The sequence below is a fragment of the Streptomyces sp. GESEQ-4 genome (genome assembly GCF_017948455.1).
In the GTDB taxonomy this organism is placed as follows: domain Bacteria; phylum Actinomycetota; class Actinomycetes; order Streptomycetales; family Streptomycetaceae; genus Streptomyces.
The window spans coordinates 335,695-361,165 of record NZ_JAFFSU010000003.1 but is presented as its reverse complement, the minus strand read 5'-3'; the positions used below and the strand labels follow the sequence as shown (position 1 = coordinate 361,165).

Sequence of the window (25,471 nt, the reverse complement as noted above, 5' to 3'; positions counted from 1 at the left end):
TCAGGCGGTGCGCCCCGCCAGCAGCCACCTCGACGGCAGTTCGATCCGGGTGCCGTCGGAGGCGAACTCCGTGGTGATCAGCGGCAGTTCACCACTGGCCAGGACCGTGAGCCCGGCCGCGTTCAGATACACGGGCACCGCTTCGTCGGCGACCTCGCCGGGCGCGATGCCGTGCCGGAAGACCGGGGCCAGCTTGGGCGGCGGGCCCGCGGGGCTCTGGGCGAGGCCCATCAGGACGGGCCGCGCGGTCTCGGAGAGTTCGACGAGGAAGGCCCGGCCGCGCTCCCCGACGAGCGCGGCGATACCGTCGACGAGCGTCTGCCGGTCCTCGGGTTCGGCCTGGTGGAGCACGCCGCGCAGGTAGACGTTGGTGTCGCCGAGTTCCGCGTGCAGCGCCTGAGCCTCGGTCTTCTCGCACGCGTCCAGCACCCGGTAGGTCGCCTGCCCGGCGGGGTCGGCCCGGCGGGCGTGGTCGATGGCCGCCTCGGACAGGTCGGCGCCGATGACGTGCGGGAAGCGGTCGGCGAGGAAACGGGTCTGGCTGCCGTTGCCACAACCGAGGTCCACCATCGGCAGGTTGGGGTCGGGCAACTGCGGCTCGAAGATCGCCAGATGCACCCCCACCGTCAGCGTGGGCTCCGCATCCCAGAACACAGCGCCCTGCTCCTCAGAAGCTTCCCGCCAGAAGCCCTCCCAGGCCTCCCGATACCGACTCGTCACGCTCATGCCCAACTCCCCAGGTGCGACGGCCACCCATCGCGAGTGACGGGCGACTACGGTCTATCGTGCACCGGCGCGCACCGGCGCGCCCCAAAGGGGCGCGGGGAACTGCGCGACCAGCCCCCACCGGCCCGCAGGTGAATTACCGCGCCCCCAGCGGAGCGCGCGGCAACGTCAGTTCGAACCAGACCGTCTTGCCCGCCTTCGTCCGACTCGTGCCCCACTCCCGGGCCAGCATGCTGACCACCCGCAGACCGCGCCCGAACTCGTCGCCGGGACCCGTGCTCAGCAGCGTCGGCAGTTCGTGGTCGTCGTCGTCCACCTCGCACAGCAGCGTGTCCCCGCGCACCAGCCGCAGCTCGATCGGGCGGCTGTGGGAGTGCCGTACGGCATTGGTGACCAGCTCACTGACCATCAGCGCCGCACCGTCGGCGAGCTTGGCGAGCCCCCAGTCGTGGAGCTGTTCGCGGACCGCGGCACGCGCCCGGCGGACCTCGAGCGAGTCGAGGGGGAGCCGCCATTCGGCCACGTCGTCGGGCTCGATGCCGTTCAGACGGGCCATCAGCAGGGCCACGTCGTCCTTGCGGCCACCGCGCGTGTTGAGGGCGCGGATGATGGTGTCGCAGGCGTCGTCCATGGACGCGGCCGGGTGGGCGGCCGACTCGCACAGGGTCGCGAGTCCCACGCCGATGTCCTCGCCGCGCACCTCGACCAGGCCGTCGGTGCACATCACCAGCCGGTCGCCGGGCTCCACGCGCACGCGTACCGCCTCGAAGGGCACCCCGCCGACGCCGATCGGCGCACCGGTCGGCAGGTCGAGCAGTTCGCTGTGGCCGCCCTCGGCGCGCACGATCACCGGCGGGATGTGCCCGGCGTTGGCGATGTGAAGCTCGCTCGCGATCGGATCGTAGACCGCGTAAAGACACGTCGCGAGGTAGGTGTCACCCAGCCGCTGGGCGAGGTCGTCCAAGTTGCGCAACAGCTGGGCCGGCGGCAGGTCCAACGCGGCCATGGTCTGGACGGCCGTACGCAACTGGCCCATCATCGCGGCCGAGTTGAGGCCGTGGCCCATGACGTCGCCGACGACGAGGGCGGTGCGGGCGCCGGGCAGTTTCACGGAGTCGAACCAGTCGCCGCCGACTCTGCCGAGCAGGGTGCCCGGCAGATAGCGGGTGGCGATGTCGCAGCCCGCCATGCGCGGCGGGATGTGCGGCAGCATGCTGTCCTGGAGGGTCTCGGCGACGCTCTCCTGGTACGTGTACATGCGCGCGTTGTCGAGCACGAGGCCCGCGCGGGCGGCGAGTTCGGCGCCGGTGACCCGGTCCATGTCGTTGAACTCGACGCGCTCGGGGTGGCGCAGCAGGATCATGAAGCCGAGGACCACATTGCGTGCCTTCAGCGGCACGACCAGCATGGAGCGGCCGGTGATCAGCGGCCTGATGTCGCGCTTCTCGAACTGCGAGGCGATGGCGTGCCCCATCTGCTCGCTGATGCGCGGCACGAGGACGGGCTCACCCGTGGTCATGCACTGGAAGAACGGCGTGTGCGCCGGGAACGGCATCGCCTCGCCGACCGGCACGACGTCGTCCCAGCGGCCGGGTTCGTCGGTGTGCTCGACGGCGACCCGGTGCCACATGGTCGTCGTGTCGGGCACGCCGTCCGGGAACCCCTCGCCTGCGACGACCTGTTCGCGCAGATAGGTGCCGGCGACGTCGGTGAAGCGCGGCACCACGGCCCGGCTGACCTCGACGATGGTCTTCGCCAGGTCGAGCGAGGTGCCGATGCGGCCGCTGACCTCGTTGAGGAACTCCAGCCGCTCGCGTACGGCGGTGTACTCGAGATCCTCGCCCTCGTCGGCGAACTCCTGCGCCACCGGCAGCCCTTCGGCCCGCGCCCGTGCCGCCCGCTCGCGACGCGCCTTGCGCTCGGCCCGCCGGGGCACACCCCAGTCGGGGGTGACGGGAACGCGGTCGTTCTGGCTGAACTCCAGGACGGGATAGCCCAGTTCGAGGATCTGCGCGACGATCCGGGCGCCCTCGCCGACGCTCATGCTCGGCAGGATCTCGGGGAGGCGGCGGGCGAGTTCCTCGGCGCCGGGGAAGTCGGTGTGCAGGGCGAAGCCGGGGGCTATCCGCTCGAAGACCGCGTCCTCGTCGTCGTGGCGCAATCCCGCCGCGTCGGCCGCCAGCACCAGCAGCTTCTCCCGTCCCGGGCCCACCAGCGGGTACGCCCACCACAGGACGTCCGCCCGCTCGTCCGTGGCCACCGCGAGGCGGGCGCGGCCCGCGGCGGGGTAGGACAACCGCCCGCCGAGGGAGGATTCGAGGTCGGGTCCGAGTCCGTCGTAGGCCGCCGCATAAGTCCCGTACAAGGTGACGTCGTCCTCCTCGGGGAGGGCGCCGGAGACGGGGAGCAGGTCGAGGGCGGGACGGCCGATCGCGTCCTCCTTGGCGGCGCCGAACAGCCGCCGTGCGCCCGTGCTCCAGTGCGACACCAGACCGTCGCGGTCCACGACGACCACGGCCAGGGGGATACGTCCGACAGCGGCGGGCTCCGCCGTGCCGTCCTCAGCTCCGCGGCTGGGAGGTACGTCCCTCTCGGTGCCACGGTCCATGTCCCCGGCCCTCTCTCCCCACGGCTCCGCAAGATCTGTGCCGCCGTCACCACGGTACGGCGGTGACCGCTCACGATGTGCCGCAACACGGGAATTGACGCAACCGGAGCGCCCCGGCGCACGGGCCCGCGCCCGTGGGGCGTTTCAGTCCTCGTGCCCCAGCTGGAGGTCCCGCTCCGTCCGTCCCCCGCCCGCCACTTGGAGCACGGTGGCCACGGGCGGATAACCGGCGGCGATGACGGTGTACTCGCCGCTCGACAGATCCACGAACCGGAACGTTCCGTCCGTTCCGGTCGTCAGCGTGTCCACGACGTTGCCCGCCGCGTCGAGCAGCGTCACGCGCGCGTCGTCGACGGGACGTCCACCGCTCGCGCGCACGGTGCCGCGCAGCACCGCACCGCCGGCGAGTTCGATGTCCTGCCGGGTCTCGCGGGCGGCCTGGACGGTGACGGGCAGCGCGGTGGGCCGGAAGGCGGGCGCGCTGGCGGCGAGGGTGTACTCCCCGGCGACCAGTTCGCCGATGACGTAGCCGCCCTCGCGTCCGCTGCGGGTGCTGGCGACCACCTCGCCGTGCACGTTGGTGAGCGTGACGGTGGCCTCCCGCACCGGTGTGCCGTCGGCGGTGAGCACGCTCCCGGCGAGCCGTCCGGCGCCGCCGAGGACTACGTCCAGGTCGACGGGGCGTTCGCCGACGGTCACGGAGACGGCCTGCGGCTGATGCCCGCCCGCCGCCGCGATCAGGACGTACGACCCCGGCCCGGGCGTGGACAGCGCGTACCGCCCGTCCTCCCCGCTCGCGCCCCGCCCGATCTGCTGTCCGCCGACATCGATGAGCGTGAGCGCCGCGCGCGGGACGACGGTCCCGTCGGGGTGCTGCACCGTGCCGCAGACCGGGATTCCGGCGGCGTACGGGGATCGGGCCTGCGGGATGGGGGCGTGCACGTACGGGGGCTCCGTCTCGGTGGCGGGTGCGTTGTGGGACACCAGGGGTTTCTCCTTGAGAAAGAGGGCGATGAGCAGGCCCAGAACGAGCACCGGCACCAGATGGAGGAAGATCCGCGGCATGGCGTCGGCGTAGGCCCGGATGTACGCGTCACGCAGCTCCGGCGGCAGCGCGTGGACGAGCTGCGGGGTGATCGACTCGGGGTCGGGCAGACCGGCGCCCGCGGGTGCGGGGAGGCGGTCGGCGAGGGCGTCGGTGAGCCGGTCGGCGAAGAGCGTGCCGAAGACGGCGGCGCCGACGCTGCCGCCGATCTGCCGGAAGTAGTTGTGGGCGCTGGTGGCGGTGCCCAGGTCGGCGGGGCGCACGGAGTTCTGCACGGCGAGGATCAGCACGGGCATCACCATGCCGATGCCGGCGCCGAGGACGGCCATCCAGATGCTGTAGTGCAGTCGGGGTGTGTCGATGTCGAGCCGGGACAGCAGCCACATGCCGACGACGGAGAGGGCGCCGCCGAGGATCGGGTGGATCTTGTAGCGGCCGGTGTGGCTGATGAGTTGTCCGGAGACGATCGAGGCGATGACGATGCCGCCCATCATGGGCAGCATCAGCAGCCCGGACTCGGTGGCGCTCGCTCCGTCGACCATCTGCAGGAAGGTCGGCAGATAGCTGGCGGCGCCGAACAGCGCGACTCCGATCACGAGGCCTACCAGGCCGGTGATGTTGAAGACGGAGTCCTTGAACAACCGCAGCGGGATGAGGGGTTCGGGCGTGAAGTGCTCGGCGACCAGGAAGAGCAGGGAGGCGACCGCGGCGCCCGCACCCAGGCCGAGGATGACCCGGGAGTCCCAGGCGTACTCGGTGCCGCCCCAACTGGTCAGCAGCACAAGGCAGGTGGAGGCGGCGGCGAGCAGCAGCGAACCGAGGATGTCGAGCCGGGGCTTGGCCTGGGGCTTCGGCAGTTTCAGTACGACCGCGACGACGGCCAGCGTGACCAGTCCGAAGGGCACGTTGATGTAGAAGCACCAGCGCCAGGAGAGATGGTCGGTGAAGTAGCCGCCCAGCAGCGGCCCGGCGACGGAGGCGAGGCCGAACGCGGCGCCGATCAGGCCCATGAAGCGGCCGCGCTGCCGGGGCGGCACGATGTCGGCGATGATCGCCTGGACGCCGATCATGAGCCCGCCCGCGCCGACGCCCTGGACGGCGCGGTAGGCGATCAGCTGGTCCATGGTCTGGGCCCGGCCAGCGAGCGCGGAGCCGACGACGAAGACGACGATCGCGAACTGGAAGACGCTCTTGCGGCCGAGCAGGTCGCCGAGCTTGCCGTAGATCGGCAGTCCGATGGTGGAGGTGAGCAGATAGGCGGTGATCGCCCAGGACATCCTGTCCAGGCCGTGCAGCTCACCGACGATCTTCGGGAGCGCGGTGGCGACGATCATCTGCTCCAGGGCGGCCAGCAGCAGGGCCAGCAGCAGCGCGAGGAAGACCAACCGCACCCGGCGGGGGCTGAGTTCGACCGGCTGGGGCGGTGGCGGTGCGGGGGTTCGCGGGGGTGCCAGTGCCGGTTCGTCCTGCACCGGAGTCGTCCCACCCACGTACCGCTCCCCTCGTCGCGCTGCCGCACAATTCCCGCGTAAAAGCGACAACTACGAGCAAGCGCGACGAGTTACGGCATCATGCCGGTCGGCCAGGAGTTCCACTCGAACCGGTGAGACGCCAACGGCCTTGAGAAACAGGCACCTTGAGCTACTTCTCGACCTCGGCGGCGAGCTTGGCGAGCACCGCGTCGTAGATCCGGCCGAGCCCCTTGGGCGCGAAGGTCTTCTCGAAGAAGCCGCCGATACCGCCGGCACCCTTCCAGGTGGTGTGCACGACGACCCGCGAGTTGCCCTCGCCGGCCGGGGTGACCCGCCAGGTGGTGACCATGGTGGAGTTGCGGTCCTTCTCGACGAGTTCGCCGTCGGTGGGCTCGCTGACCTCCAGGAGGCAGTCGCGCACGCGCTTGCTGGTGGCCTGGAGCTTCCAGTGCACGAGGGTGCCCTCGCCGTCGCCGCCCTCGCGCACCTCGTACTCGCTGAAGTGCTCGGGCAGCAGCTTCGCGCGGGTGCCGCTGTAGTCGGCGAGGGCGTCGAACACCTTCTCCGCGTCCGCCGCGACGACCCGCTCCGTAGTGGCCTCGACCTGCGCCATTGACTTCCTCCAGGACCTGGTTTTTCGGGGGCGGGGGCAAGCCAACCACCCCGCTCCCCGGCGGCCCAAATCGGGGTGCCCCCGGGCGTCCGAAGCGATCAGAAACTGCCCTTGCCCGATAATTCGAACACGTGTTTCAATCGGGACGCACCGCTACCGAGGAGGCGTCATGCGCTGGGAGAACCTCACAGTGAAGTCCGGCGGCAGCCAGACCGATGCCGCGCTGTTCGGCGCGGACTCTGTGGTCACCCGCACCTTCGACACGCCCGAGTTCCGCGGGATCACCTTCCACGAGGTGCGAGCCCGCTCGATCATCAACCGGGTGCCGGGGGTCTCCCGCATGTCCTTCGACTGGACGGTCAACCCCTATCGGGGCTGCACGCACGCGTGCGTCTACTGCTTCGCCCGCAAGACGCACACCTATCTCGACCTCGACACCGGGATCGACTTCGACTCCCAGATCGTGGTCAAGGTGAACGCCCCGGAGCTGCTGCGCCGTCAGCTCGGCTCACGCCGCTGGCAGGGCGAGCACATCGCGATGGGCACGAACGTCGACTGCTATCAGCGTGCCGAGGGACGGTATGCCCTGATGCCGGGCATCCTCACCGCCCTGCGCGACCACGCGAACCCCTTCTCGATCCTGACCAAGGGCACACTGATCCTGCGCGACCTCGAACTGCTCAAGCAGGCCTCCCGGATGACGGACGTCGGCATCTCCGTCTCGGTCGGCTTCACCGACCCCGAGCTGTGGCGCACCGTCGAGCCGGGCACGCCCGCGCCGGAGCGCCGGCTGGACGTCGTACGGACCCTGGGCGAGCACGGCATCGGGTGCGGGGTTCTGATGGCGCCGGTGCTGCCGTTCCTGAGCGACCATCCGGACCGGCTCCGGGCGACCGTGCGGGCGATCGCGGCCGCCGGGGCCACCTCGGTCACGCCGCTGGTGCTGCATCTGCGCCCCGGCGCACGCGAGTGGTTCATGGCCTGGCTGGGCCAGCACCACCCGTATCTGGTGCGTCGTTACGAGCGGCTGTACGCGGCCGGTGCGTACGCGCCGAAGTGGTACCAGCGCCGGATCACCCGTCAGGTCCATGAACTGGCCCAGGAGTACGGCATCGGCCCCGCGGACGGGGGCATGCCGCGACGGGTCCGGGAACCTGACCCCGTAGGACCGGATCTGACCGAACCGACCCAACTTTCGCTCATTTAGGAGCGTTCTGGCGCATCTCGCGACCCGATTGGGTCAAGTCTTGCCAGAACATGCTCTTCCGGGGGCGCTTTCCGGGACGATGCGGCGTGGACCGTGACCCTCGCGGTCCGAAACCCCTCCGTCCTGGGAGGACTCCATGAGAAAACGCGCAGCCTTGCTCTGCGGCGCCGCCGTCGTGCTGGCCGGGACCGTCACGGCCGTCCCCGCCGACGCCAGCGCCCCGCAGGCCACGGACACCGCACTCGCCGCGAAACTCAGCTGGAAGAAATGCGGCACCACCGACTATCCGACGCTCCAGTGCGCGTCCCTCAAGGTGCCGCTCGACCATGCGAAGCCGCACGGGCGGCAGATCACCCTCGCTCTGTCCCGCGTCCCGCACACCGCGAAGACGTACCAGGGCCCGCTGCTGGTCAACCCCGGCGGCCCCGGCGGCAGCGGTCTGGGGCTCGCCGGATTCGTCGCCTCCACACTGCCCAAGGCGGTCGCGGCCCAGTACGACGTCATAGGCTTCGACCCGCGCGGGGTGGGCGCGAGCAAGCCCGCCCTCGACTGCTCGCCCGGCTACTTCAACCCGGTGCGACCGGACTCCGTACCCAGCACACCGGCGATCGAGAAGGCCAACCTCGTCCGCGCCAAGTCCTTCGCCAAGGCCTGCGGCCAGAAGTACGCGGATGTGCTGCCGTACATCAACACGGTCAGCGCCGTGCGAGACATGGACGCGATCCGGAAGGCCCTGGGCGCGAAGAAGATCAACTACTTCGGCTACTCGTACGGGACTTATCTGGGCGCGGTCTACGGGAAGCTCTACCCGGAGCGCGTACGACGTCTGGTCCTGGACTCGATCGTCGACCCCACGGGGGTCTGGTACGAGAACAACCTCGACCAGGACTACGCCTTCAACGACCGTCACCGCGCCTTCATGGCGTGGGTCGCCAAGCACGACTCGACGTACCAGCTCGGCACCGACCCGGCCAGGATCGAGGCCAAGTGGTACGCGATGCGGGCGGCGCTGGCCAAGAAGCCGGCCGGCGGGAAGGTGGGCGCCACCGAGCTGGAGGACACCTTCCTCCCGGGCGGTTACTACAACGGCTACTGGCCCTACCTCGCCGAGGCGTTCGCGGCCTATGTGAACGACAAGAACGCCGACCCGTTGGTCGAGTCGTACGAGAACTTCGCGGCCATCGACCCCGCGGGCGACAACGGGTACAGCATCTACGCGTCGGTGCAGTGCCGTGACGCGGACTGGCCACGCGACTGGCACCAGTGGCGCAAGGACAACTGGGCGGTGTACGCGAAGGCACCGTTCATGACCTGGAACAACGCCTGGTACAACGCGCCGTGCGCGTTCTGGCCGACGGACTCGCTGGACCCGGTGAACGTCGCCAACGGCAAGCTGCCGCCGGCGCTGCTGTTCCAGGCGACCGACGACGCGGCCACTCCGTACGAAGGCGGCGTGACGCTCCACCGGTTGCTGCGCGGCTCCAGCCTGGTGGTCGAGCAGGGCGGCGGAAACCACGGCATCTCGCTGAGCGGCAACGCCTGTCTGGACAAGCACCTGGCGGCGTATCTGACCGACGGCACGGTGCCGCGCGGAGGCGGTGAGGCCGACGCGGTGTGCGCCGCGCTGCCCGATCCTCAACCGCTGAACTCGGAGTCGACCGCGTCCCGCGGCGCGACACTGCACGGCATGCTCGGCTTCCGCGGCTGAGCGGACCGTCGGGGGCGGGCGTTGTCAGACCCATGGCCCACCATGGGCACAAGGGCAACGCCCGCGCGCGGCGCTTCTACGAGCGGGCGGCTATATGAAGGAGCTCGCGGGCTGACGGCTCACCCCTCCTCCGGAATCCGTGCCAGAGCGCGTACCGCTGCCTCCGCGAGGGCGGGGTGGGCGAGGGCTTCTTTGAGGACGGGTCTTGCACGGGGGTCGCCCAGGGTGCCGAGGCCGTCCACGCAGGCGAGGGCGACTTTGCGGTAGGGGTCGTGGGGGCGGAGGCGGCGTTCCAGGGTGGTGATGAGGGCGGGGACGGATTCGGGGGCGGCGAGGTGGGTGAGGAGGCGTACCGGGTGGAGGGCGTAGGCGACGCGGAGTTCGTTGGTGGCGAGGGCGGCTGCCGCCCGGGCGGTGCGGGGGTCGCCGAGGCGGGCCAGGGCGTGGGCGGCGGAGGCGCAGCGCTGCGGGTCGCGGTGGTTGAGGAGGAGGACGAGAGCCTCGAAGGCGCGGCGGTCGCCGGCCAGGCCCAGCCGGAAGGCGGCCAACTCCCTGGCCCACAGCGGCTGTCCGGGCGCGGTGAGCACATCGGCCAGTTCGTCGTGGTCGTCGGTGGCGACGAGGTGCTCGTACGTCGCCGATGCCGCCGACTCCTGACGTAAACGCTCCGTGACTGATCGCAACTCTTCGTCCATGAGGGCGAGCGTAGACGCGCCGCCGTCGCGTCGGGACCTACATCACAAACTCGGGGGCTGGCGCGCTCGTTACCCGCGGGTTAAGCTCAGACGAGCGAGTTACCCACTCGCGGATTTGCTTATGACGGCCTGGTGACGCAGCCGTCGTGAGTGCTGGTCGGTTCGGTACATCGCGTACCTCAGCAGGACCCGGCTCCGGGACAGGGCCGGTCGATCCGCCGCTCCCCGGGCGTGTGCACGCCCGCGGTGCCGGCACCGGGCGTGTGCGCTCGCAGCCCGGCAACACCCGCACTCCTCAACAGGCAACCGGCGTGCGCCTCTTGGCGCACCCGGTCGCGCTCCCAGTCGTCACCCTCACCAGGAGTCCCGCGATGGCCACTCCCCAGTCCCACACCCCTCTGTCCCCGCTCAAGACCATTGCCGTCGTCGGCCTCGGCACGATGGGCACCGGCATCGCCGAGGTCCTCGCCAAAGCCGGCCGCGAGGTCGTCGGCATCGACATCAGCGAGGCCGCGGCCGCCCGGTCCGTCGCCGCCCTGGAGTCCTCGACCGCCCGCGCGGTTGAGCGCGGCCGGCTGACCGAGCAGGAGCGCGCGGACATCCTCGCCCGCGTCCGCACTTCCACCGACCTGCGGTCCGCGGCCGACGCGGAGCTGGTCATCGAGGTGGCTCCGGAGTCGTACGAGATCAAGCAGCAGATCTTCCGTGAGCTCGACGGGATCGTCCGGCCCGAGACGATCCTGGCGACCGGCACCAACGCCCTCTCCGTCACCCGGCTGGCCGCCGACTCGGCCCACCCGGAGCGCGTGCTGGGCCTGCACTTCTTCAACCCGGCCCCGGCGATGCGCCTGGTCGAGGTCGTCTCGTCCGTGCTGACCGCGCCCACCGCCGTCGACGCGGTCACCAACCTCGCCCTGGACCTCGGCAAGGAGCCCGTCGCGGTCGGCGACCGTCCCGGATTCGTCGCGGACGGGCTGCTGTTCGGCTATCTCAACCAGGCCGCCGCGATGTACGAGGCCAAGTACGCCTCCCGCGAGGACATCGACGCCGCGATGAAGCTCGGCTGCGGACTGCCGATGGGCCCGCTCGCGCTGCTGGACCTGATCGGCGTCGACACGGCCCGTACGGTCCTGGAGGCCATGTACGCCGCCTCCCACGACCGCCTGCACGCCCCCGCCCCGATCCTCAGGCAGCTCAGCGAGGCGGGCCTGACCGGCCGCAAGTCGGGCCGCGGCTTCTACACCTACGAGGCTCCGGGCAGCGCGACCGTCGTGCGGGACGCGCTCACCCCGCTGGCCGGCGGCCTGGACACCCCCGGCCGCCCCGTCCGCTCCGTCGGTGTCGCCGGTTCCGGCACCATGGCATCCGGTATCGCCGAGGTCTTCGCCAAGGCCGGGTACGAGGTCGTCCTCGCCGCGCGCAGCGAGGAGAAGGCGCAGGCCGCCAAGGCCCGTATCGGCAAGTCTCTTTCGCGCTCTGTCGACAAGGGCCGGATGACCGCGGAGGCCGCCGCACAGACCCTGGACCGGATCGCCCCGGCGGGCTCGTACGACTCCTTCGCCGAGGTCGATCTGGCCGTGGAGGCGGTCGCCGAGGACCTGGAGATCAAGCAGCAGCTGTTCGCGACGCTGGACAAGGTCTGCAAGCCGGGCGCGGTCCTCGCGACGACGACCTCCTCGCTGCCGGTCGTCGCCTGCGCCCGCGCGACCTCGCGCCCGCAGGACGTGATCGGCATGCATTTCTTCAACCCGGCACCGGCGATGAAGCTGGTCGAGGTGGTCCGTACGGTGCTCACGGCCGAGGACGTCCACTCGACGGTTCACGAGGTCTGCGTCAAGATCAAGAAGCACGCGGTGGACTGCGGCGACCGGGCCGGGTTCATCGTCAACGCGTTGCTTTTCCCGTACCTCAACAACGCGATCAAGATGGTGCAGGAGCACTACGCGTCGCTGGACGACATCGACGCGGCGATGAAGCTGGGCGGCGGCTACCCGATGGGCCCCTTCGAGCTGCTGGACGTCGTCGGCCTCGATGTCTCGCTGGCCATCGAGAAGGTCCTGCACCGCGAGTTCCGCGACCCGGGCCTCGCTCCGGCGCCGCTCCTGGAGCACCTGGTGGCCGCGGGCTGCCTCGGCCGCAAGACGGGCCGCGGCTTCCGCGAATATGCCCGGCGCTGATCGTCCCGGCGACTGGTTCAGGGACGCCGAGGACTGGGGCGGCCTGCTCGATCCGACCGCGGTTCCCCCGCTCCTCCAGGGCGGGGGGCCGCAGGGCCGGGCGGGCGGGAGAAACCCGGACGGGGCGGGCGGGAGAAGCCAGGGACATGCGCATCAAGCTGCGCACATGCAGTACGTTCGGGTCATGCCCCAGCCCGCCAAGTCCTCACGTACACCAGCCACGCCGTCCGACGCGCCGGAGAGTGCCGCGGGCAGCCGTGCCGCGGCCCAGCGGCTCAAGATGCGCCGGGAACTGGCGGCCGCGGCGATGGAGTTGTTCGCGACCAAGGGGTACGAGGCGACCACCGTCGACGAGATCGCGGCCCGGGCCGGGGTCGCCCGCCGTACGTTCTTCCGGCACTTCCGCTCCAAGGAAGAGGCGATCTTCCCGGACCACGACGACACGCTGATCCGTGCCGAGGCGGTCCTCAATGCCGCGCCGGCGCACGAGCACCCGCTGGACACGGTGTGCAACGGCATCAAGGAAGTCATGCGGATGTACGCGGCCCGGCCGGAGATCTCGGTCGCCCGCTACAAGCTCACGCGCGAGGTGCCCACCCTGCGTGAGGCGGAGATCGCCTCGGTGGCCCGCTACGAGCGTCTGTTCACCCGCTATCTCCTGGGCCACTTCGACGAGCACGCCCACGACGACGACGCCAACGATGATCCGCTGCTCGCGGAGGTCGCCGCGTCCGCCGTCGTCACCGCCCACAACCATGTGCTGCGGCGCTGGCTGCGGGCCGGGGGCCAGGGCGACGTCGAGGCACAGCTGGACCACGCCTTCGCGATCGTACGCAGGACGTTCGGCACGGGCATCGGCGCCGGACGCACCGCCACCCCGAAGCCCGCCGCCGCGACGGTGTCCACACAGGGCGAGGTGCTGGTGACGGTAGCCCGCACGGACGCACCGCTGGACGAGGTCATGCGCACCATCGAGCAGGCCCTCAAGGAGCGCTGAGCCTCTTCGCAAGCGTGACGACGGCCACCCCACGGGGTGGCCGTTTTGGCATGTCAGAGCCCCTTTTCGAGCAGATTTCAGGGGCCGTTCGATCGATCATCGCTCATTTGTTACGTAAAGATTTCACCTGAGAGCAACTTCTGGCACTCAGTGCCTTGCGGGGTGACACGCGGTGTCATACGTTGAAGTTGTCCGGGCGGCCGGCGTGCAGAGACCATTCGTACGTCGGCTGTCCCCGCAAGCCCCTCCGGCCTGCGCGCCCGGACGCCTGCGTCACAGGCAACCTCCCGCGCCACAAAGCGCTGCCGAAGCACCACCGCCGAACCGACGGCACCGAACAAAACCCTCAGCAGCACCGACGTAACCCTCAGCGTCCCTCCCTCAGGACGCGTACCGCCGGAGGCAAACCGTGACCGTGAAGGACATCCTGGAAGCGATCCAGTCGCCGGACTCGACCCCCGCCGACTTCGCCGCCCTGCCGCTCCCCGAGTCGTACCGCGCGATCACCGTGCACAAGGACGAGACGGAGATGTTCGCCGGGCTCACCACCCGCGACAAGGACCCCCGCAAGTCGATCCACCTGGACGACGTCCCGGTGCCGGAACTCGGCCCGGGTGAGGCCCTGGTGGCCGTGATGGCCTCCTCGGTCAACTACAACTCGGTGTGGACCTCGATCTTCGAGCCCCTGTCGACCTTCGGGTTCCTGGAGCGCTACGGCCGGCTCAGCGAGCTCACCAAGCGCCACGACCTGCCGTACCACATCATCGGCTCCGACCTCGCGGGCGTCGTCCTGCGCACCGGCCCCGGCGTCAACGCCTGGCAGCCCGGTGACGAGGTCGTCGCGCACTGCCTGTCCGTCGAACTGGAGTCGTCCGACGGCCACAACGACACGATGCTCGACCCCGAGCAGCGCATCTGGGGCTTCGAGACCAACTTCGGCGGCCTCGCCGAGATCGCGCTGGTCAAGTCCAACCAGCTCATGCCGAAGCCTGACCACCTGAGCTGGGAGGAGGCGGCGGCCCCCGGCCTGGTCAACTCCACCGCCTACCGGCAGCTCGTCTCCCGCAACGGCGCCGGCATGAAGCAGGGCGACAACGTCCTGATCTGGGGTGCGAGCGGCGGACTCGGCTCGTACGCCACGCAGTTCGCGCTGGCTGGCGGCGCCAACCCCATCTGTGTCGTCAGCAGCGAACAGAAGGCGGACATCTGCCGGGCCATGGGAGCCGAGGCGATCATCGACCGCACCGCCGAGGACTACAAGTTCTGGAAGGACGAGCACAACCAGGACCCGCGCGAGTGGAAGCGCTTCGGCAAGCGCATCCGTGAACTCACCGGCGGCGAGGACGTCGACATCGTCTTCGAGCACCCGGGCCGCGAGACCTTCGGTGCGAGCGTGTACGTGACCCGCAAGGGCGGCACGATCGTCACCTGCGCCTCGACCTCCGGCTACAACCACGAGTACGACAACCGCTACCTGTGGATGTCGCTGAAGCGCATCATCGGCTCGCACTTCGCCAACTACCGCGAGGCCTGGGAGGCCAACCGGCTCATCGCGAAGGGCAAGATCCACCCGACGCTGTCCAAGGTGTACTCCCTGGAGGACACCGGGCAGGCCGCCTACGACGTGCACCGCAACCTCCACCAGGGCAAGGTCGGTGTGCTGTGCCTGGCGCCCGAGGAGGGTCTCGGCGTGCGCGACGCGGAGAAGCGCGCGAAGCACGTCGACGCCATCAACCGCTTCCGCAACATCTGAGGTCGGCACATGACTGAGCGTCAGAAGGACCGGCCGTGGCTCATGCGCACGTACGCCGGTCACTCCACGGCCGAGGCGTCCAACGAGCTGTACCGGCGCAACCTCGCCAAGGGCCAGACGGGGCTGTCGGTGGCGTTCGACCTGCCGACGCAGACCGGCTACGACCCGGACCACATCCTCGCCCGCGGCGAGGTCGGCCGGGTCGGCGTCCCGGTGTCGCACGTCGGTGACATGCGCCGGCTGTTCCAGGACATCCCCCTGGAGCAGATGAACACCTCGATGACGATCAACGCCACGGCCATGTGGCTGCTGGCGCTCTATCAGGTCGTCGCGGAGGAGCACGGCGCCGACATCACCCAGCTCCAGGGGACGACCCAGAACGACATCGTCAAGGAGTACCTGTCGCGGGGGACGCATGTGTTCCCGCCGGGGCCGTCGCTCCGCCTGACGACGGACATGATCGCGTACACGGTCTCCCACATGCCCAAGTGGAACCCGATCAACATCTGCAGCTACCACCTGCAGGAGGCGGGCGCCACGCCGGTGCAGGAGATCGCGTACGCGATGTCCACCGCCATCGCCGTGCTCGACGCCGTGCGCGACAGCGGCCAGGTGCCGCAGGAACGCATGGGCGATGTCGTCGCCCGTATCTCCTTCTTCGTGAACGCGGGCGTCCGCTTCATCGAGGAGATGTGCAAGATGCGGGCGTTCGGCCGGATCTGGGACGAGATCACGCGCGAGCGGTACGGCATCGAGAACCCCAAGCAGCGCCGTTTCCGGTACGGCGTCCAGGTCAACTCCCTCGGCCTGACCGAGGCGCAGCCGGAGAACAACGTCCAGCGGATCGTGCTGGAGATGCTGGCGGTGACCCTCTCGAAGGACGCACGCGCGCGTGCCGTCCAACTTCCCGCCTGGAACGAGGCGTTGGGGCTCCCCCGCCCCTGGGACCAGCAGTGGTCGCTGCGCATCCAGCAGGTGCTCGCCCATGAGAGCGACCTGCTGGAGTACGCGGACATCTTCGAGGGCTCGCACGTCATCGAGGCGAAGGTCGCGCAGCTCGTCGAGGAGTCCCTCGCGGAGATCGAGCGGATCCAGGAGATGGGCGGCGCGATGGCCGCTGTCGAGTCGGGCTATCTCAAGTCGCAGCTCGTGGCGTCCCACGCCGAGCGCCGCGCGCGGATCGAGTCCGGCCAGGAGAAGATCGTCGGCGTCAACATCTACGAGTCGACCGAGCCGAACCCGCTCACGGCCGACCTGGACGCCGCGATCCAGACGGTCGACCCCGCGGTCGAGGCGCGCGTCGTGCACGCCCTGGAGCGCTGGCGTGAGACGCGCTACCAGCCGCCGTTCAACCACCCGCGCCCCTGCAAGGCGCTGGAGAGGCTGAAGGAGGCCGCGAAGGGCACCGCCAACCTCATGGAGGCCACCCTGGAGTGCGCCCGCGCCGGGGTCACGACCGGCGAGTGGGCCGGGGCCCTGCGGGAGGTGTTCGGCGAGTTCCGGGCGCCGACGGGCGTGTCCTCGGCGCCGGTCGCGGTGACCGCCGAGGAGGGCACCGCGATGGCGCTCGTCCGCCGCCGGGTGGACGAGACCGCCCGTGACCTCGGCGTCGGCAAGCTCCGCTTCCTGGTGGGCAAGCCGGGCCTGGACGGGCACTCCAACGGGGCCGAGCAGATCGCCGTACGCGCGCGTGACGCCGGCTTCGAGGTGGTCTACCAGGGCATCCGGCTCACCCCGGAGCAGATCGTGGACGCGGCCATCGCCGAGGACGTGCACGCGGTGGGCCTGTCGATCCTCTCCGGGTCGCACGCACAGCTGGTGCCGGACGTGCTGGAACGCCTCCATGTGGCCGGTGCCACAGAGATACCTGTCATCGCCGGTGGGATCATCCCCAATGGCGACGCCGAGCAGCTGAGGGCCGCGGGTGTGGCCGCCGTCTTCACCCCGAAGGACTTCGACATCACCGGAATCATCGGCCGCATCGTCGACGAGATCCGGAAAGCGAACAAGCTCGACCCCCTGGAGGTCCCCGCATGACGACCGTCAACCGCCTTCGCCCGCGGCGCTCCTGCCTGGCCGTACCGGGCTCGAACCCGCGCTTCCTGGAGAAGGCGCAGGGCCTCCCCGCCGACCAGGTCTTCCTCGACCTCGAGGACGCGTGCGCGCCGCTGGCCAAGCCCGAGGCGCGGCACACCATCGTCAAGTTCCTCAACGAGGGCGACTGGACGGGCAAGACGAGGGTCGTGCGTGTCAACGACTGGACGACCGAGTGGACGTACCGCGATGTCGTGACGGTGGTCGAGGGCGCCGGCCCGAATCTGGACTGCATCATGCTGCCGAAGGTCCAGGACGCCCAGCAGGTGGTGGCCCTGGACCTCCTCCTCACCCAGATCGAGAAGACGATGGGCTTCGAGGTCGGCAAGATCGGTATCGAGGCGCAGATCGAGAACGCCCAGGGTCTGAACAACGTCAACGAGATCGCCCAGGCCTCCCCGCGCGTCGAGACGATCATCTTCGGCCCGGCCGACTTCATGGCGTCGATCAACATGAAGTCGCTGGTCGTGGGCGAGCAGCCGCCCGGCTACCCGGCGGACGCCTACCACTACATCCTGATGAAGATCCTGATGGCCGCCCGCGCCAACAACCTCCAGGCGATCGACGGCCCCTACCTCCAGATCCGCAACATCGACGGCTACCGCGAGGTCGCCCAGCGCGCCGCAGCCCTCGGCTTCGACGGCAAGTGGGTGCTGCACCCGGGCCAGGTCGAGGCGTCCAACGAGATCTTCTCGCCCTCACAGGAGGACTACGACCACGCCGAGCTGATCCTGGACGCGTACGACTACTACACGTCCGAGGCGGGCGGCAAGAAGGGCTCCGCGATGCTCGGCGACGAGATGATCGACGAGGCCAGCCGCAAGATGGCGCTGGTCATCTCCGGCAAGGGCCGTGCGGCCGGCATGCAGCGCACGTCGAAGTTCGAGACCCCCGACAACTAAGGAGGCCTGAGCGCGATGCAGTTCGGACGCACCTACGAGGAGTTCGAGGTCGGGGCGACGTACAAGCACTGGCCGGGCAAGACGGTCACGGAGTACGACGACCACCTGTTCTGTCTCCTCACCATGAACCACCACCCGCTCCACATGGACGCCAACTACGCCGAGAACACGACGGACTTCGGCAAGAACGTGGTGGTCGGGAACTACATCTACTCCCTCCTGCTGGGCATGTCCGTGCCGGACATCTCCGGCAAGGCGATCGCCAACCTGGAGATCGAGTCGCTCAAGCACGTGGCGCCGACCTTCCACGGCGACACGATCTACGGCCAGACGACCGTGCTCGACAAGTGGCCGTCCAAGTCGAAGAACGACCGCGGCATCGTCCACGTCGAGACCAAGGGCTACAAGCAGGACGGCACGCTGGTCTGCGTGTTCCGCCGCAAGGTCATGGTGCCGACCGAGACGTACATCAAGGAGCGCGGCGGCGAGCAGCCCGGCCGGCCCCAGCTCAAGGAGCAGGAGAAGTAGCCATGGCGCGACTCGCCCAGACCGCCGGTCTGACGGACATCCAGCAGGAGATCCTGTCCACGGTCCGCGACTTCGTGGACAAGGAGATCATCCCGGTCGCGACCGAGCTGGAGCACCGCGACGAGTACCCGCAGCAGATCGTCGACGGCCTCAAGGAGTTGGGCCTGTTCGGCCTGATGATTCCGGAGGAGTACGGCGGCCTGGGCGAGTCCCTTCTGACGTACGCCCTGTGTGTCGAGGAGATCGCCCGCGGCTGGATGTCGGTGTCCGGCATCATCAACACGCACTTCATCGTGGCGTACATGCTCAAGCAGCACGGCACCGAGGAGCAGAGGGACTACTTCCTGCCGAAGATGGCGGCCGGTGACATCCGGGGCGCCTTCTCGATGTCGGAGCCGGCGCTGGGTTCCGATGTGTCGGCCATCACGTCGAAGGCGGTCAAGGACGGCGACGAGTACGTCCTGAACGGCCAGAAGATGTGGCTGACGAACGGCGGTACGTCGACTCTGGTCGCCGTCCTTGTGAAGAGTGACGAAGGACACCCCGAGGGCACCGCCCCCCACAAGTCGATGACGACCTTCCTCGTCGAGAAGGAGCCCGGCTTCGGAGAGGTCCGTCCGGGCCTCACCATCCCCGGGAAGATCGACAAAATGGGGTACAAGGGCGTCGACACCACCGAGCTCATCATGGATGGCCTGCGCATTCCGGCCGACCGCGTGCTCGGCGGCCGGACCGGCCGGGGTTTCTACCAGATGATGGACGGCGTGGAAGTCGGCCGCGTCAACGTGGCGGCGCGTGGTTGCGGTGTCGCGCAGCGTGCCTTCGAGCTCGGCGTCCAGTACGCCCAGCAGCGTCACACGTTCGGCAAACCGATCGCCCAGCACCAGGCGATCCAGTTCAAGCTGGCCGAGATGGCTACCAAGGTCGAAGCCGCGCATGCGATGATGGTGAACGCGGCACGCAAAAAGGACTCCGGAGAACGAAACGACCTTGAGGCTGGGATGGCGAAGTACCTCGCCTCCGAGTACTGCAAGGAGGTCGTCGAGGACTCTTTCCGGATCCACGGCGGCTACGGCTTCTCCAAGGAGTACGAGATCGAGCGCCTCTACCGAGAGGCTCCGATGCTGCTGATCGGTGAAGGTACCGCCGAGATCCAGAAAATGATCATCGGTCGCAGGCTGCTCGAAGAGTATCGACTCCAGGGCTAGATGTCCGGGTTGGGGGTGTTTTCTTCGCGAAGAAGATCACACCCCGTCAACACTCTTCCGCTGCCGACTCGGCTTCCTGGCTTGCCCAGTTGTAGCCCGCGACCGGTACGATCGCGTGAAAGCCGCCGTCCCCCTCACGCAGCGCGGCATCATCCGCTACGAAGGTCATCCATGCCCCACAGCCAAACCTCTGCACCACGCGACAGCCTGGCAGGCGTACGCCTGGCGCGCGGAGCATCGCCGTGGCTTCTCCCGACCGTCGCCACCGCAGCCCTCAGCCTGGTCCGCGCGCGCCGCTCCGGCGCCGCCAGAGCCGTGGCCGTACCCGCCACCGCGCTCGCGGCGGGCATGCTGTGGTTCTTCCGCGACCCCGAGCGCGAGATCGCCACGGGCCGGGTCATCTCGCCGGCCGACGGTGTGGTGCAGAGCATCATGCCGTGGAAGGACGGACGTACCCGCGTCGCGATCTTCATGAGCCCGCTCAACGTCCACGTCAACCGTGCTCCGCTCGCCGGTACCGTGGCGTCGGTCGAGCACATCCCCGGCGGGTTCGTTCCGGCGTTCAACAAGGAGAGCGAGAACAACGAGCGCGTAGTCTGGCATTTCGACACCGAACTCGGCGACATCGAGATGATCCAGATCGCCGGCGCGGTCGCCCGTCGCATCGTGCCGTACGTACCGCAGGGCACGAAGGTCGAGCAGGGTGACCGGATCGGTCTGATCCGCTTCGGCTCGCGTGTCGACATCTACCTGCCCGAGGGCGTGGAGGTCGCGGTCGAGGTCGGGCAGAAGACCGTGGCTGGGGTGACTCGCATTGACCGTGACTGATCCTGAGACTCAGGCGGGCTGGGTGCCGGAGGCCGACGAGGTGGTGGACGAAGAGGAGGAGATGCCTCTTTCTCTCCGCCTCTCGATAGCGGACACCCTCACCCTCGGCAACGCCACGTGCGGCTTCATGGCGGTGTACTTCACCACCACCGGCATCCTGATCCCGCACCTCACCGACAGCCAGGAAACCGGCATGGCCCGCAACAGCGCGGCCACGGCGGTCATCCTGATGCTCTGCGCGGCGGTCTTCGACCTGTTCGACGGCCTGGTGGCGCGCAAGCTGCGCTCCTCCCCCATGGGCGCCGAGCTGGACAACCTCTCGGACCTGGTCAGCTTCGGTCTGGCCCCGGCGTACTTCGTCCTGGTCTACGGCATGGTCGCGGACGACGCGTACCAGAAGGTGGCCGCGGTCGGAGCGGTCGTGGTGCTTCTGGCGGTGGTGCTGCGGCTTGCCCGCTTCTCGTGCGTGACACCGCCGAACGGCATGTTCCAGGGCATGCCGAGCCCCTTCGGGGCGCTGACGGTGGTCTCGATCGTGCTTCTGGAGCTGCCCTTCGTGGCGACGCTCCTGGCGATCCTCGGTACGGCCTGGCTGATGGTGAGCCGAGTCGAGTACCCGAAGCCGCGGGGCCGTCTCGCGGTCGCGATGCTCACCTGGATCGTCCTGGGGATGGGCCTCCTCGCGGCCTGGGCGTTCGGCGCTCCCGGCGGACAGCTCCTCCTCCAGACAGGCTGTGCTCTGCAGCTGGTCATGGGCGCGGTGATCCCCCTGTTCGCCACGGCCCGCCGGGTGAACAACTTCCGCGACAACCGGCGTGAGGCACGGGCGGCGCAGCTGCCGTAAACACTGGTCAGCAACACGTAGGGCCCGAACCATCTGGTTCGGGCCCTACGTGTTGCTGCACTCGTTCAGGCACCCGGCGTGTACGCCTCGGCGACCGACGACGCCTCCGCCTCCCGTACGACCTTCATGCCGCCCGTCACGCCCTTGTCCGGCTGCAGGATCACGCTCTGCCGGGACGACGGGGCCTTCGGGTCGGTGAAGTCCTGCGGGATGCCGAAGCCGACGTCGAACGCGTCGATCGTCAGCAGCGCCTTGTCGACGCCCGCGCGCGTGAGGTCCTTGCTCGCGCAGGCCTTCTTCAGGGCCTCGCCGAAGACGGAGACCGCCGTCCAGCCGGCCACCACGCCGTTGTCCAGCGCGTCCTTCGGATAGGCCGCCCGGTAGTCCGCGACGAGCTGCTTCGCCTCCGGGGTGTCGGCGCCGATGGGCAGCGACGGGGAGGCCACCCAGTAGTTCTTCGACAGGGCGGGACCCGCCTGGGTGGCGAGCAGCTGTGGGGCGAAGGCGGAGTTGTTGCCGATGACCGGGACATTGAAGCCGCTCGCCGCCGCGACGCCGACGAGGGAGGCCGCCTGGCGCGGCCCCGCGCTGATCACGACCGCCTTGACGCCCGCCTTCTTCAGGGCGGCCACCTGGGCGGTCATGTCGTTGTCCGTCGGCTTGATCTTCTGCTCGACGACCGTCAGCCCGGATTCCTGCGCCATGTGCTTCGCACCGACCAGGGCGCTCTCCCCGTAGTCACCCTCGAAGTAGACGTGCCCGATCTTGTCGCCCTTCTTGATCCCCTTCTCCTTCATCAGGAAGTCGACGGCGTTGATCGTCTCGATGTCGTACGTCGATCCGATGACACGGATGTACGGGCTGCCGAGCAGCGAGTGCGCCCATGCCTGCGGCAGCACCAGGCCCTTGTCCTGGCCGTCCACGCGCTGCTTGACCGCGGCGACGAACGGCGAGCCGATGAACTGGGTGAAGCCCAGCACCTTCGGCGCCAGCTCCGTGTACCCGGACACGGCCTTCTGCGGGTCGTAGCCGTGGTCGCGGACGGAGAGGGACACCTGGTAGCCGCAGACGCCGCCCTTGGCGTTCAGCTGCTTCACATACAGCTGCTGCGCCTGGGTGACGCTCTTGCCGAGGGTCGCGTAGACGCCGGTCATGTCGGTGAGCACCCCGAGCGTGATCGTCTTGCCGGAGATCCCCTCGCCGGTCTTCACACCGCCCGCGGCGCCCTCGTCCTTGCCGTCGTCCTTGGCCTTGGAGCTGCAGCCGGCCAGCACGAGCAGCGCGGCGAGCGCGCCCGCGGCGACCCTGGCCGCATACGTCGTGGTCATCGTTCCTCCCCTGGTTTGCGTGGGACGCGATTCCGGGCGGCGAGCCTGACCAGGCCGCCCGGCAGAAAGAGCACCACCGCCACGACGGCGGCGCCGTACAGGTACCGGGACGCCTCGCCCGGTGCGATCCCGCCGGTGCCCGGGTCGGAGACCAGCGGGAGCGCGTCGCTGTAGCGGGTCAGCAGCTGGGGCAGCAGCGAGACGAACGCCGCCCCGAGCACCGCTCCCCGGACCGAGCCGAGCCCGCCGATGACGATCATGGCGAGGTACTCCAGCGAGAGCGTGATCCCGAAGTAGTCGGGCACGGTCCGCTGGAAGACCAGCGCGAGCAGCACTCCGGCGAGGCCCGCGTACATCGAGGACAGGACGAAGACGGCGGCCCGGTAGCGGGCGACGGGCACACCGATCACCCCGGCCGCGATGCGGTGGTCGCGGATCGCGTTCATGGCCCGGCCCGGCCTGCCGCGCAGCACTCCGCGGGCGAACAGCGCGCAGCCGAGCAGGACGACGAGTCCGGCGTACCAGAGCTTCTCGGCGGAGCCGAACGGCACGTTGGCGACGAGGAGTTCACGGTCGTCGAAGGTGAGGCCGAAGAGGTTGAGGGCGGGTACGTCGCGGCCGTTGAAGCCCCCGGTGAGGTCGCGAGAGTTGAACAGCACGTGCTGGCCGATGAAGATCAGCGCGAGGGTCGCGATGCCGAGGTAGGCGCCGCGCAGCCGGCCCGCGATGGGACTGAAGAGGCCTCCGGCGGCTCCGGCGACCAGGGTGGCGAGCACGGCGGCGAGCCAGGTCGGCAGCCCGAGTCCGGTCAGGCCGTCGCGCCCGTCGCCGGCGAACACGCAGTAGCCGTAGGCGCCGACAGCCAGGAAGAAGGCGTGGCCCATGGAGAGCTGGCCGGTGGCGCCGGTGAGCAGGTTGATGCCGATGGCGCCGATCGCGGCGGCCATGGCGAACAGGCCCGCCTGGAGCCAGAAGCGGTCCAGGTAGAAGGGCAGGGCGAGCAGCAGGACGGTGCCGCCGGCCCAGACATAGGTACGGGTGCGGGTGAACCACATCGGCCGGGTGCCGCCCGCGATGGCTTCAGACACGGGCGAGCTCCTTCGTGCCGAACAGCCCGGCGGGCCGGATGAGCAGGATCGCGAGCATGACGAGGTAGGGCGCCAGGTCGCCGAGGCCCCGGCCAAGGAAGGTCAGGTCGCTCTGGTAGCCGGTGGCGAGGGACTCGGTCACGCCGATGATCAGTCCGCCGACCAGGGCGCCCGTCGTCGAGTCGAGGCCGCCGAGGATCGCCGCCGGGAAGGCCTTGAGGGCGGCGAGGGAAGTGGCCCGTTCCAGGCCGGGCGTCGGGAAGACGGTGAGGAAGAGGGCGGCCACGGCGGCGAGTCCGCCCGCGACGGCCCAGGCGCCGAGGGACACCCGGCCGAGCCTGACTCCCATGAGGGCGGCGGTCTCCGGGCTCTCGGCCGCCGCGCGCATCGCCACGCCCCAGGTGGTGTAGCGGAAGGCGAGCAGGAACGCGGTGATGAGCAGGGCCGCGGCGACGAAGGCGGCGATCCGGGTGTGGGCGAGGGAGATCGGGCCGAGGGTGAGGACGGCGTCGCCCCAGGGGTCCCCCAGCGTCAGGACGTCCGTGCCGATGCGCCGGGTGAGTTCGGTGGTGAGCAGGATGTCGACGCCGATGGTCACGATGGCCAGCACGCTCTGGTCGCTGCCCCGGTAGCGGCGCATCACCAGGAACTCGACGGCCGCTCCGACCAGCGCGGCGCCCGCGATGCCGGCCAGCAGCGCGGGCCAGAACCCGATGTCGTCGTGCAGGACCGCGGTGACGTATCCGCCGGCCAGCAGCAGTGAGGCGTGCGCGAAGTTGACGACCTCCGTGGCCCGGAAGATCACCACGAACCCCAGGGCGATCAGCGCGTAGACGGAGCCCAACGAGACGCCGTTGAGGAAGAGTTCGGCGAAGGTGCTCACGACGCGGCCTCCTCACCGAGGTAGGCACGCACGACGGCCGGGTCGTTCTGTACGTCGGCCGGTGCCCCGTCCGCGATCAGCCGCCCGAAGTCGAGGACGGTCACCGTGTCCGCGAGCCTCATCACCACCCCCATGTCGTGCTCGACCAGGACGATGGAGATCCCGAGGCTGTCGCGGACCCCGGCGATGACGCCCGCGACCCGGCGCCGCTCGTCGGCCGTCATGCCGGCAACCGGTTCGTCGAGGAGCAGCAGCCGGGGCTCCATGCACAGCGCGCGGGCCAGCTCGGCGAGCTTCTGCTGCCCGTACGGCAGGGAGCCCGCCGGCCGGCCGAGGTGGTCCTCGAGGCCCACGAACGCGGCGATCTCCCGGACGCGTGCCCGGTGCCGGCGTTCCTCGCGCCCCGCCGACGGCAACCGCAGCCCGGCGGCGACGAAGCCGGTCCTGGTCAGCCGGTGCCGGCCCAGCAGCAGGCTGTCCTCGACGGTCGCGTGCGGCGGCAGGGCGAGGTTCTGGAAGATGCGGGCGACGCCGAGCGCGGCGATGCGGTGCGCGGGCATGCCGGTCAGCTCGTGGCCGCCGAAGCGGACGCTGCCGGAGGTGGCCCGGTAGACCCCGGACAGGACGTTGAAGCAGGTCGACTTGCCTGCCCCGTTGGGTCCGATCAGGGCGTGGACGGTGCCGGGGCGCACGGTGAAGGTGACGTCGTCCAGGGCGAGGAGGCCCGCGAAACGGACGGTGAGGTGGTCGACGTACAGGGTCTCCAT

20 protein-coding genes are annotated in these 25,471 nt (G+C 69.7%); 11 read left to right on the top strand and 9 right to left on the bottom strand.

Annotated elements, in window-relative coordinates:
- The 4 genes from KCH48_RS09830 to KCH48_RS09815 form a co-directional block, all read right to left on the bottom strand.
- Positions 1-726, bottom strand: coding sequence for a class I SAM-dependent methyltransferase (locus KCH48_RS09830; protein WP_210572089.1), 726 nt, complete (start codon positions 724-726; stop codon positions 1-3).
- Between the two features lie 136 nt (positions 727-862).
- Positions 863-3,334, bottom strand: coding sequence for a SpoIIE family protein phosphatase (locus KCH48_RS09825; RefSeq protein WP_210572087.1), 2,472 nt, complete (start codon positions 3,332-3,334; stop codon positions 863-865).
- A gap of 144 nt (positions 3,335-3,478) precedes the next feature.
- Positions 3,479-5,869: an MFS transporter gene (locus KCH48_RS09820; protein WP_210572085.1), complete on the bottom strand. Its 2,391-nt coding sequence runs from the start codon at positions 5,867-5,869 to the stop codon at positions 3,479-3,481.
- 151 nt (positions 5,870-6,020) lie between these two features.
- Entirely contained in the window at positions 6,021-6,464 is a 444-nt protein-coding gene (locus tag KCH48_RS09815) for an SRPBCC family protein (RefSeq protein ID WP_210572083.1), read from the bottom strand.
- A 169-nt stretch (positions 6,465-6,633) separates the two neighbouring features.
- Between KCH48_RS09815 and KCH48_RS09810 the strand changes: the two genes are divergently transcribed.
- Together KCH48_RS09810 and KCH48_RS09805 are read left to right on the top strand one after the other, a co-directional pair.
- Positions 6,634-7,671 carry an Rv2578c family radical SAM protein gene (locus tag KCH48_RS09810; RefSeq protein WP_210572082.1) on the top strand — a complete coding sequence of 346 codons (1,038 nt, stop codon included), beginning with the start codon at positions 6,634-6,636 and terminating at the stop codon, positions 7,669-7,671.
- A 136-nt stretch (positions 7,672-7,807) separates the two neighbouring features.
- Positions 7,808-9,379, top strand: a complete 1,572-nt coding sequence (locus tag KCH48_RS09805) for an alpha/beta hydrolase (RefSeq protein WP_210572080.1) — start codon at positions 7,808-7,810, stop codon at positions 9,377-9,379.
- Positions 9,380-9,498: 119 nt separating this feature from the next.
- Here the strand turns inward: KCH48_RS09805 and KCH48_RS09800 are convergent, their stop codons facing one another.
- Positions 9,499-10,074, bottom strand: a complete 576-nt coding sequence (locus KCH48_RS09800) for an adenylosuccinate lyase (RefSeq protein WP_210572079.1) — start codon at positions 10,072-10,074, stop codon at positions 9,499-9,501.
- Between the two features lie 371 nt (positions 10,075-10,445).
- Between KCH48_RS09800 and KCH48_RS09795 the strand changes: the two genes are divergently transcribed.
- From KCH48_RS09795 to pssA, 9 genes are all read left to right on the top strand, one after another.
- The gene (locus KCH48_RS09795; RefSeq protein WP_210572078.1) at positions 10,446-12,251 is read left to right on the top strand and encodes a 3-hydroxyacyl-CoA dehydrogenase family protein; all 1,806 of its coding nucleotides are present in this window, start codon (positions 10,446-10,448) and stop codon (positions 12,249-12,251) included.
- Between the two features lie 184 nt (positions 12,252-12,435).
- Positions 12,436-13,248, top strand: a complete 813-nt coding sequence (locus KCH48_RS09790; RefSeq protein WP_210572077.1) for a TetR family transcriptional regulator — start codon at positions 12,436-12,438, stop codon at positions 13,246-13,248.
- A gap of 415 nt (positions 13,249-13,663) precedes the next feature.
- Positions 13,664-15,001: a crotonyl-CoA carboxylase/reductase gene (ccrA, locus tag KCH48_RS09785; RefSeq protein WP_210572269.1), complete on the top strand. Its 1,338-nt coding sequence runs from the start codon at positions 13,664-13,666 to the stop codon at positions 14,999-15,001.
- A gap of 9 nt (positions 15,002-15,010) precedes the next feature.
- Complete coding sequence (locus tag KCH48_RS09780; protein ID WP_210572076.1) at positions 15,011-17,038, top strand: protein meaA; 2,028 nt, start codon at positions 15,011-15,013, stop codon at positions 17,036-17,038.
- Positions 17,035-17,997, top strand: a complete 963-nt coding sequence (locus KCH48_RS09775; protein ID WP_210572075.1) for a CoA ester lyase — start codon at positions 17,035-17,037, stop codon at positions 17,995-17,997. Before KCH48_RS09780 ends, KCH48_RS09775 begins: the two co-directional genes overlap by 4 nt.
- Before the next feature lie 15 nt (positions 17,998-18,012).
- Positions 18,013-18,525 carry a MaoC family dehydratase gene (locus KCH48_RS09770; RefSeq protein WP_210572074.1) on the top strand — a complete coding sequence of 171 codons (513 nt, stop codon included), beginning with the start codon at positions 18,013-18,015 and terminating at the stop codon, positions 18,523-18,525.
- Between the two features lie 2 nt (positions 18,526-18,527).
- On the top strand, positions 18,528-19,733 hold the full coding sequence (locus tag KCH48_RS09765; protein ID WP_210572072.1) for an acyl-CoA dehydrogenase family protein: 1,206 nt from the start codon (positions 18,528-18,530) through the stop codon (positions 19,731-19,733).
- A 171-nt stretch (positions 19,734-19,904) separates the two neighbouring features.
- The gene (locus KCH48_RS09760; protein WP_210572070.1) at positions 19,905-20,561 is read left to right on the top strand and encodes a phosphatidylserine decarboxylase; all 657 of its coding nucleotides are present in this window, start codon (positions 19,905-19,907) and stop codon (positions 20,559-20,561) included.
- A 22-nt stretch (positions 20,562-20,583) separates the two neighbouring features.
- The gene (gene pssA / locus KCH48_RS09755) at positions 20,584-21,405 is read left to right on the top strand and encodes a CDP-diacylglycerol--serine O-phosphatidyltransferase (RefSeq protein WP_210572267.1); all 822 of its coding nucleotides are present in this window, start codon (positions 20,584-20,586) and stop codon (positions 21,403-21,405) included.
- 65 nt (positions 21,406-21,470) lie between these two features.
- Here the strand turns inward: pssA and KCH48_RS09750 are convergent, their stop codons facing one another.
- The 4 genes from KCH48_RS09750 to KCH48_RS09735 are packed head-to-tail and all read right to left on the bottom strand — an operon-like array spanning position 21,471 to position 25,471.
- Positions 21,471-22,733, bottom strand: coding sequence for an ABC transporter substrate-binding protein (locus KCH48_RS09750; RefSeq protein ID WP_210572068.1), 1,263 nt, complete (start codon positions 22,731-22,733; stop codon positions 21,471-21,473).
- Positions 22,730-23,788, bottom strand: coding sequence for a branched-chain amino acid ABC transporter permease (locus tag KCH48_RS09745; RefSeq protein WP_246885093.1), 1,059 nt, complete (start codon positions 23,786-23,788; stop codon positions 22,730-22,732). The genes KCH48_RS09750 and KCH48_RS09745 overlap by 4 nt, the downstream gene beginning before the upstream one ends.
- Before the next feature lie 25 nt (positions 23,789-23,813).
- Positions 23,814-24,704 carry a branched-chain amino acid ABC transporter permease gene (locus KCH48_RS09740; protein ID WP_210572065.1) on the bottom strand — a complete coding sequence of 297 codons (891 nt, stop codon included), beginning with the start codon at positions 24,702-24,704 and terminating at the stop codon, positions 23,814-23,816.
- On the bottom strand, positions 24,701-25,471 hold the full coding sequence (locus KCH48_RS09735; protein WP_210572064.1) for an ABC transporter ATP-binding protein: 771 nt from the start codon (positions 25,469-25,471) through the stop codon (positions 24,701-24,703). The genes KCH48_RS09740 and KCH48_RS09735 overlap by 4 nt, the downstream gene beginning before the upstream one ends.

Excerpts from the sequence above, each read along its gene's own strand:
- KCH48_RS09750 (WP_210572068.1), bottom strand. The coding sequence starts at position 22,733 with ATGACCACGACGTATGCGGCCAGGGTCGCCGCGGGCGCGCTCGCCGCG.
- KCH48_RS09790 (WP_210572077.1), top strand. The coding sequence starts at position 12,436 with ATGCCCCAGCCCGCCAAGTCCTCACGTACACCAGCCACGCCGTCCGAC.
- KCH48_RS09825 (WP_210572087.1), bottom strand. The coding sequence starts at position 3,334 with ATGGACCGTGGCACCGAGAGGGACGTACCTCCCAGCCGCGGAGCTGAG.
- KCH48_RS09795 (WP_210572078.1), top strand. The coding sequence starts at position 10,446 with ATGGCCACTCCCCAGTCCCACACCCCTCTGTCCCCGCTCAAGACCATT.
- KCH48_RS09770 (WP_210572074.1), top strand. The coding sequence starts at position 18,013 with ATGCAGTTCGGACGCACCTACGAGGAGTTCGAGGTCGGGGCGACGTAC.
- KCH48_RS09830 (WP_210572089.1), bottom strand. The coding sequence starts at position 726 with ATGAGCGTGACGAGTCGGTATCGGGAGGCCTGGGAGGGCTTCTGGCGG.
- KCH48_RS09810 (WP_210572082.1), top strand. The coding sequence starts at position 6,634 with ATGCGCTGGGAGAACCTCACAGTGAAGTCCGGCGGCAGCCAGACCGAT.
- KCH48_RS09815 (WP_210572083.1), bottom strand. The coding sequence starts at position 6,464 with ATGGCGCAGGTCGAGGCCACTACGGAGCGGGTCGTCGCGGCGGACGCG.
- KCH48_RS09735 (WP_210572064.1), bottom strand. The coding sequence starts at position 25,471 with ATGGAGACCCTGTACGTCGACCACCTCACCGTCCGTTTCGCGGGCCTC.
- KCH48_RS09760 (WP_210572070.1), top strand. The coding sequence starts at position 19,905 with ATGCCCCACAGCCAAACCTCTGCACCACGCGACAGCCTGGCAGGCGTA.
- KCH48_RS09800 (WP_210572079.1), bottom strand. The coding sequence starts at position 10,074 with ATGGACGAAGAGTTGCGATCAGTCACGGAGCGTTTACGTCAGGAGTCG.
- KCH48_RS09765 (WP_210572072.1), top strand. The coding sequence starts at position 18,528 with ATGGCGCGACTCGCCCAGACCGCCGGTCTGACGGACATCCAGCAGGAG.
- KCH48_RS09805 (WP_210572080.1), top strand. The coding sequence starts at position 7,808 with ATGAGAAAACGCGCAGCCTTGCTCTGCGGCGCCGCCGTCGTGCTGGCC.
- KCH48_RS09745 (WP_246885093.1), bottom strand. The coding sequence starts at position 23,788 with ATGTGGTTCACCCGCACCCGTACCTATGTCTGGGCCGGCGGCACCGTC.
- KCH48_RS09775 (WP_210572075.1), top strand. The coding sequence starts at position 17,035 with ATGACGACCGTCAACCGCCTTCGCCCGCGGCGCTCCTGCCTGGCCGTA.
- KCH48_RS09780 (WP_210572076.1), top strand. The coding sequence starts at position 15,011 with ATGACTGAGCGTCAGAAGGACCGGCCGTGGCTCATGCGCACGTACGCC.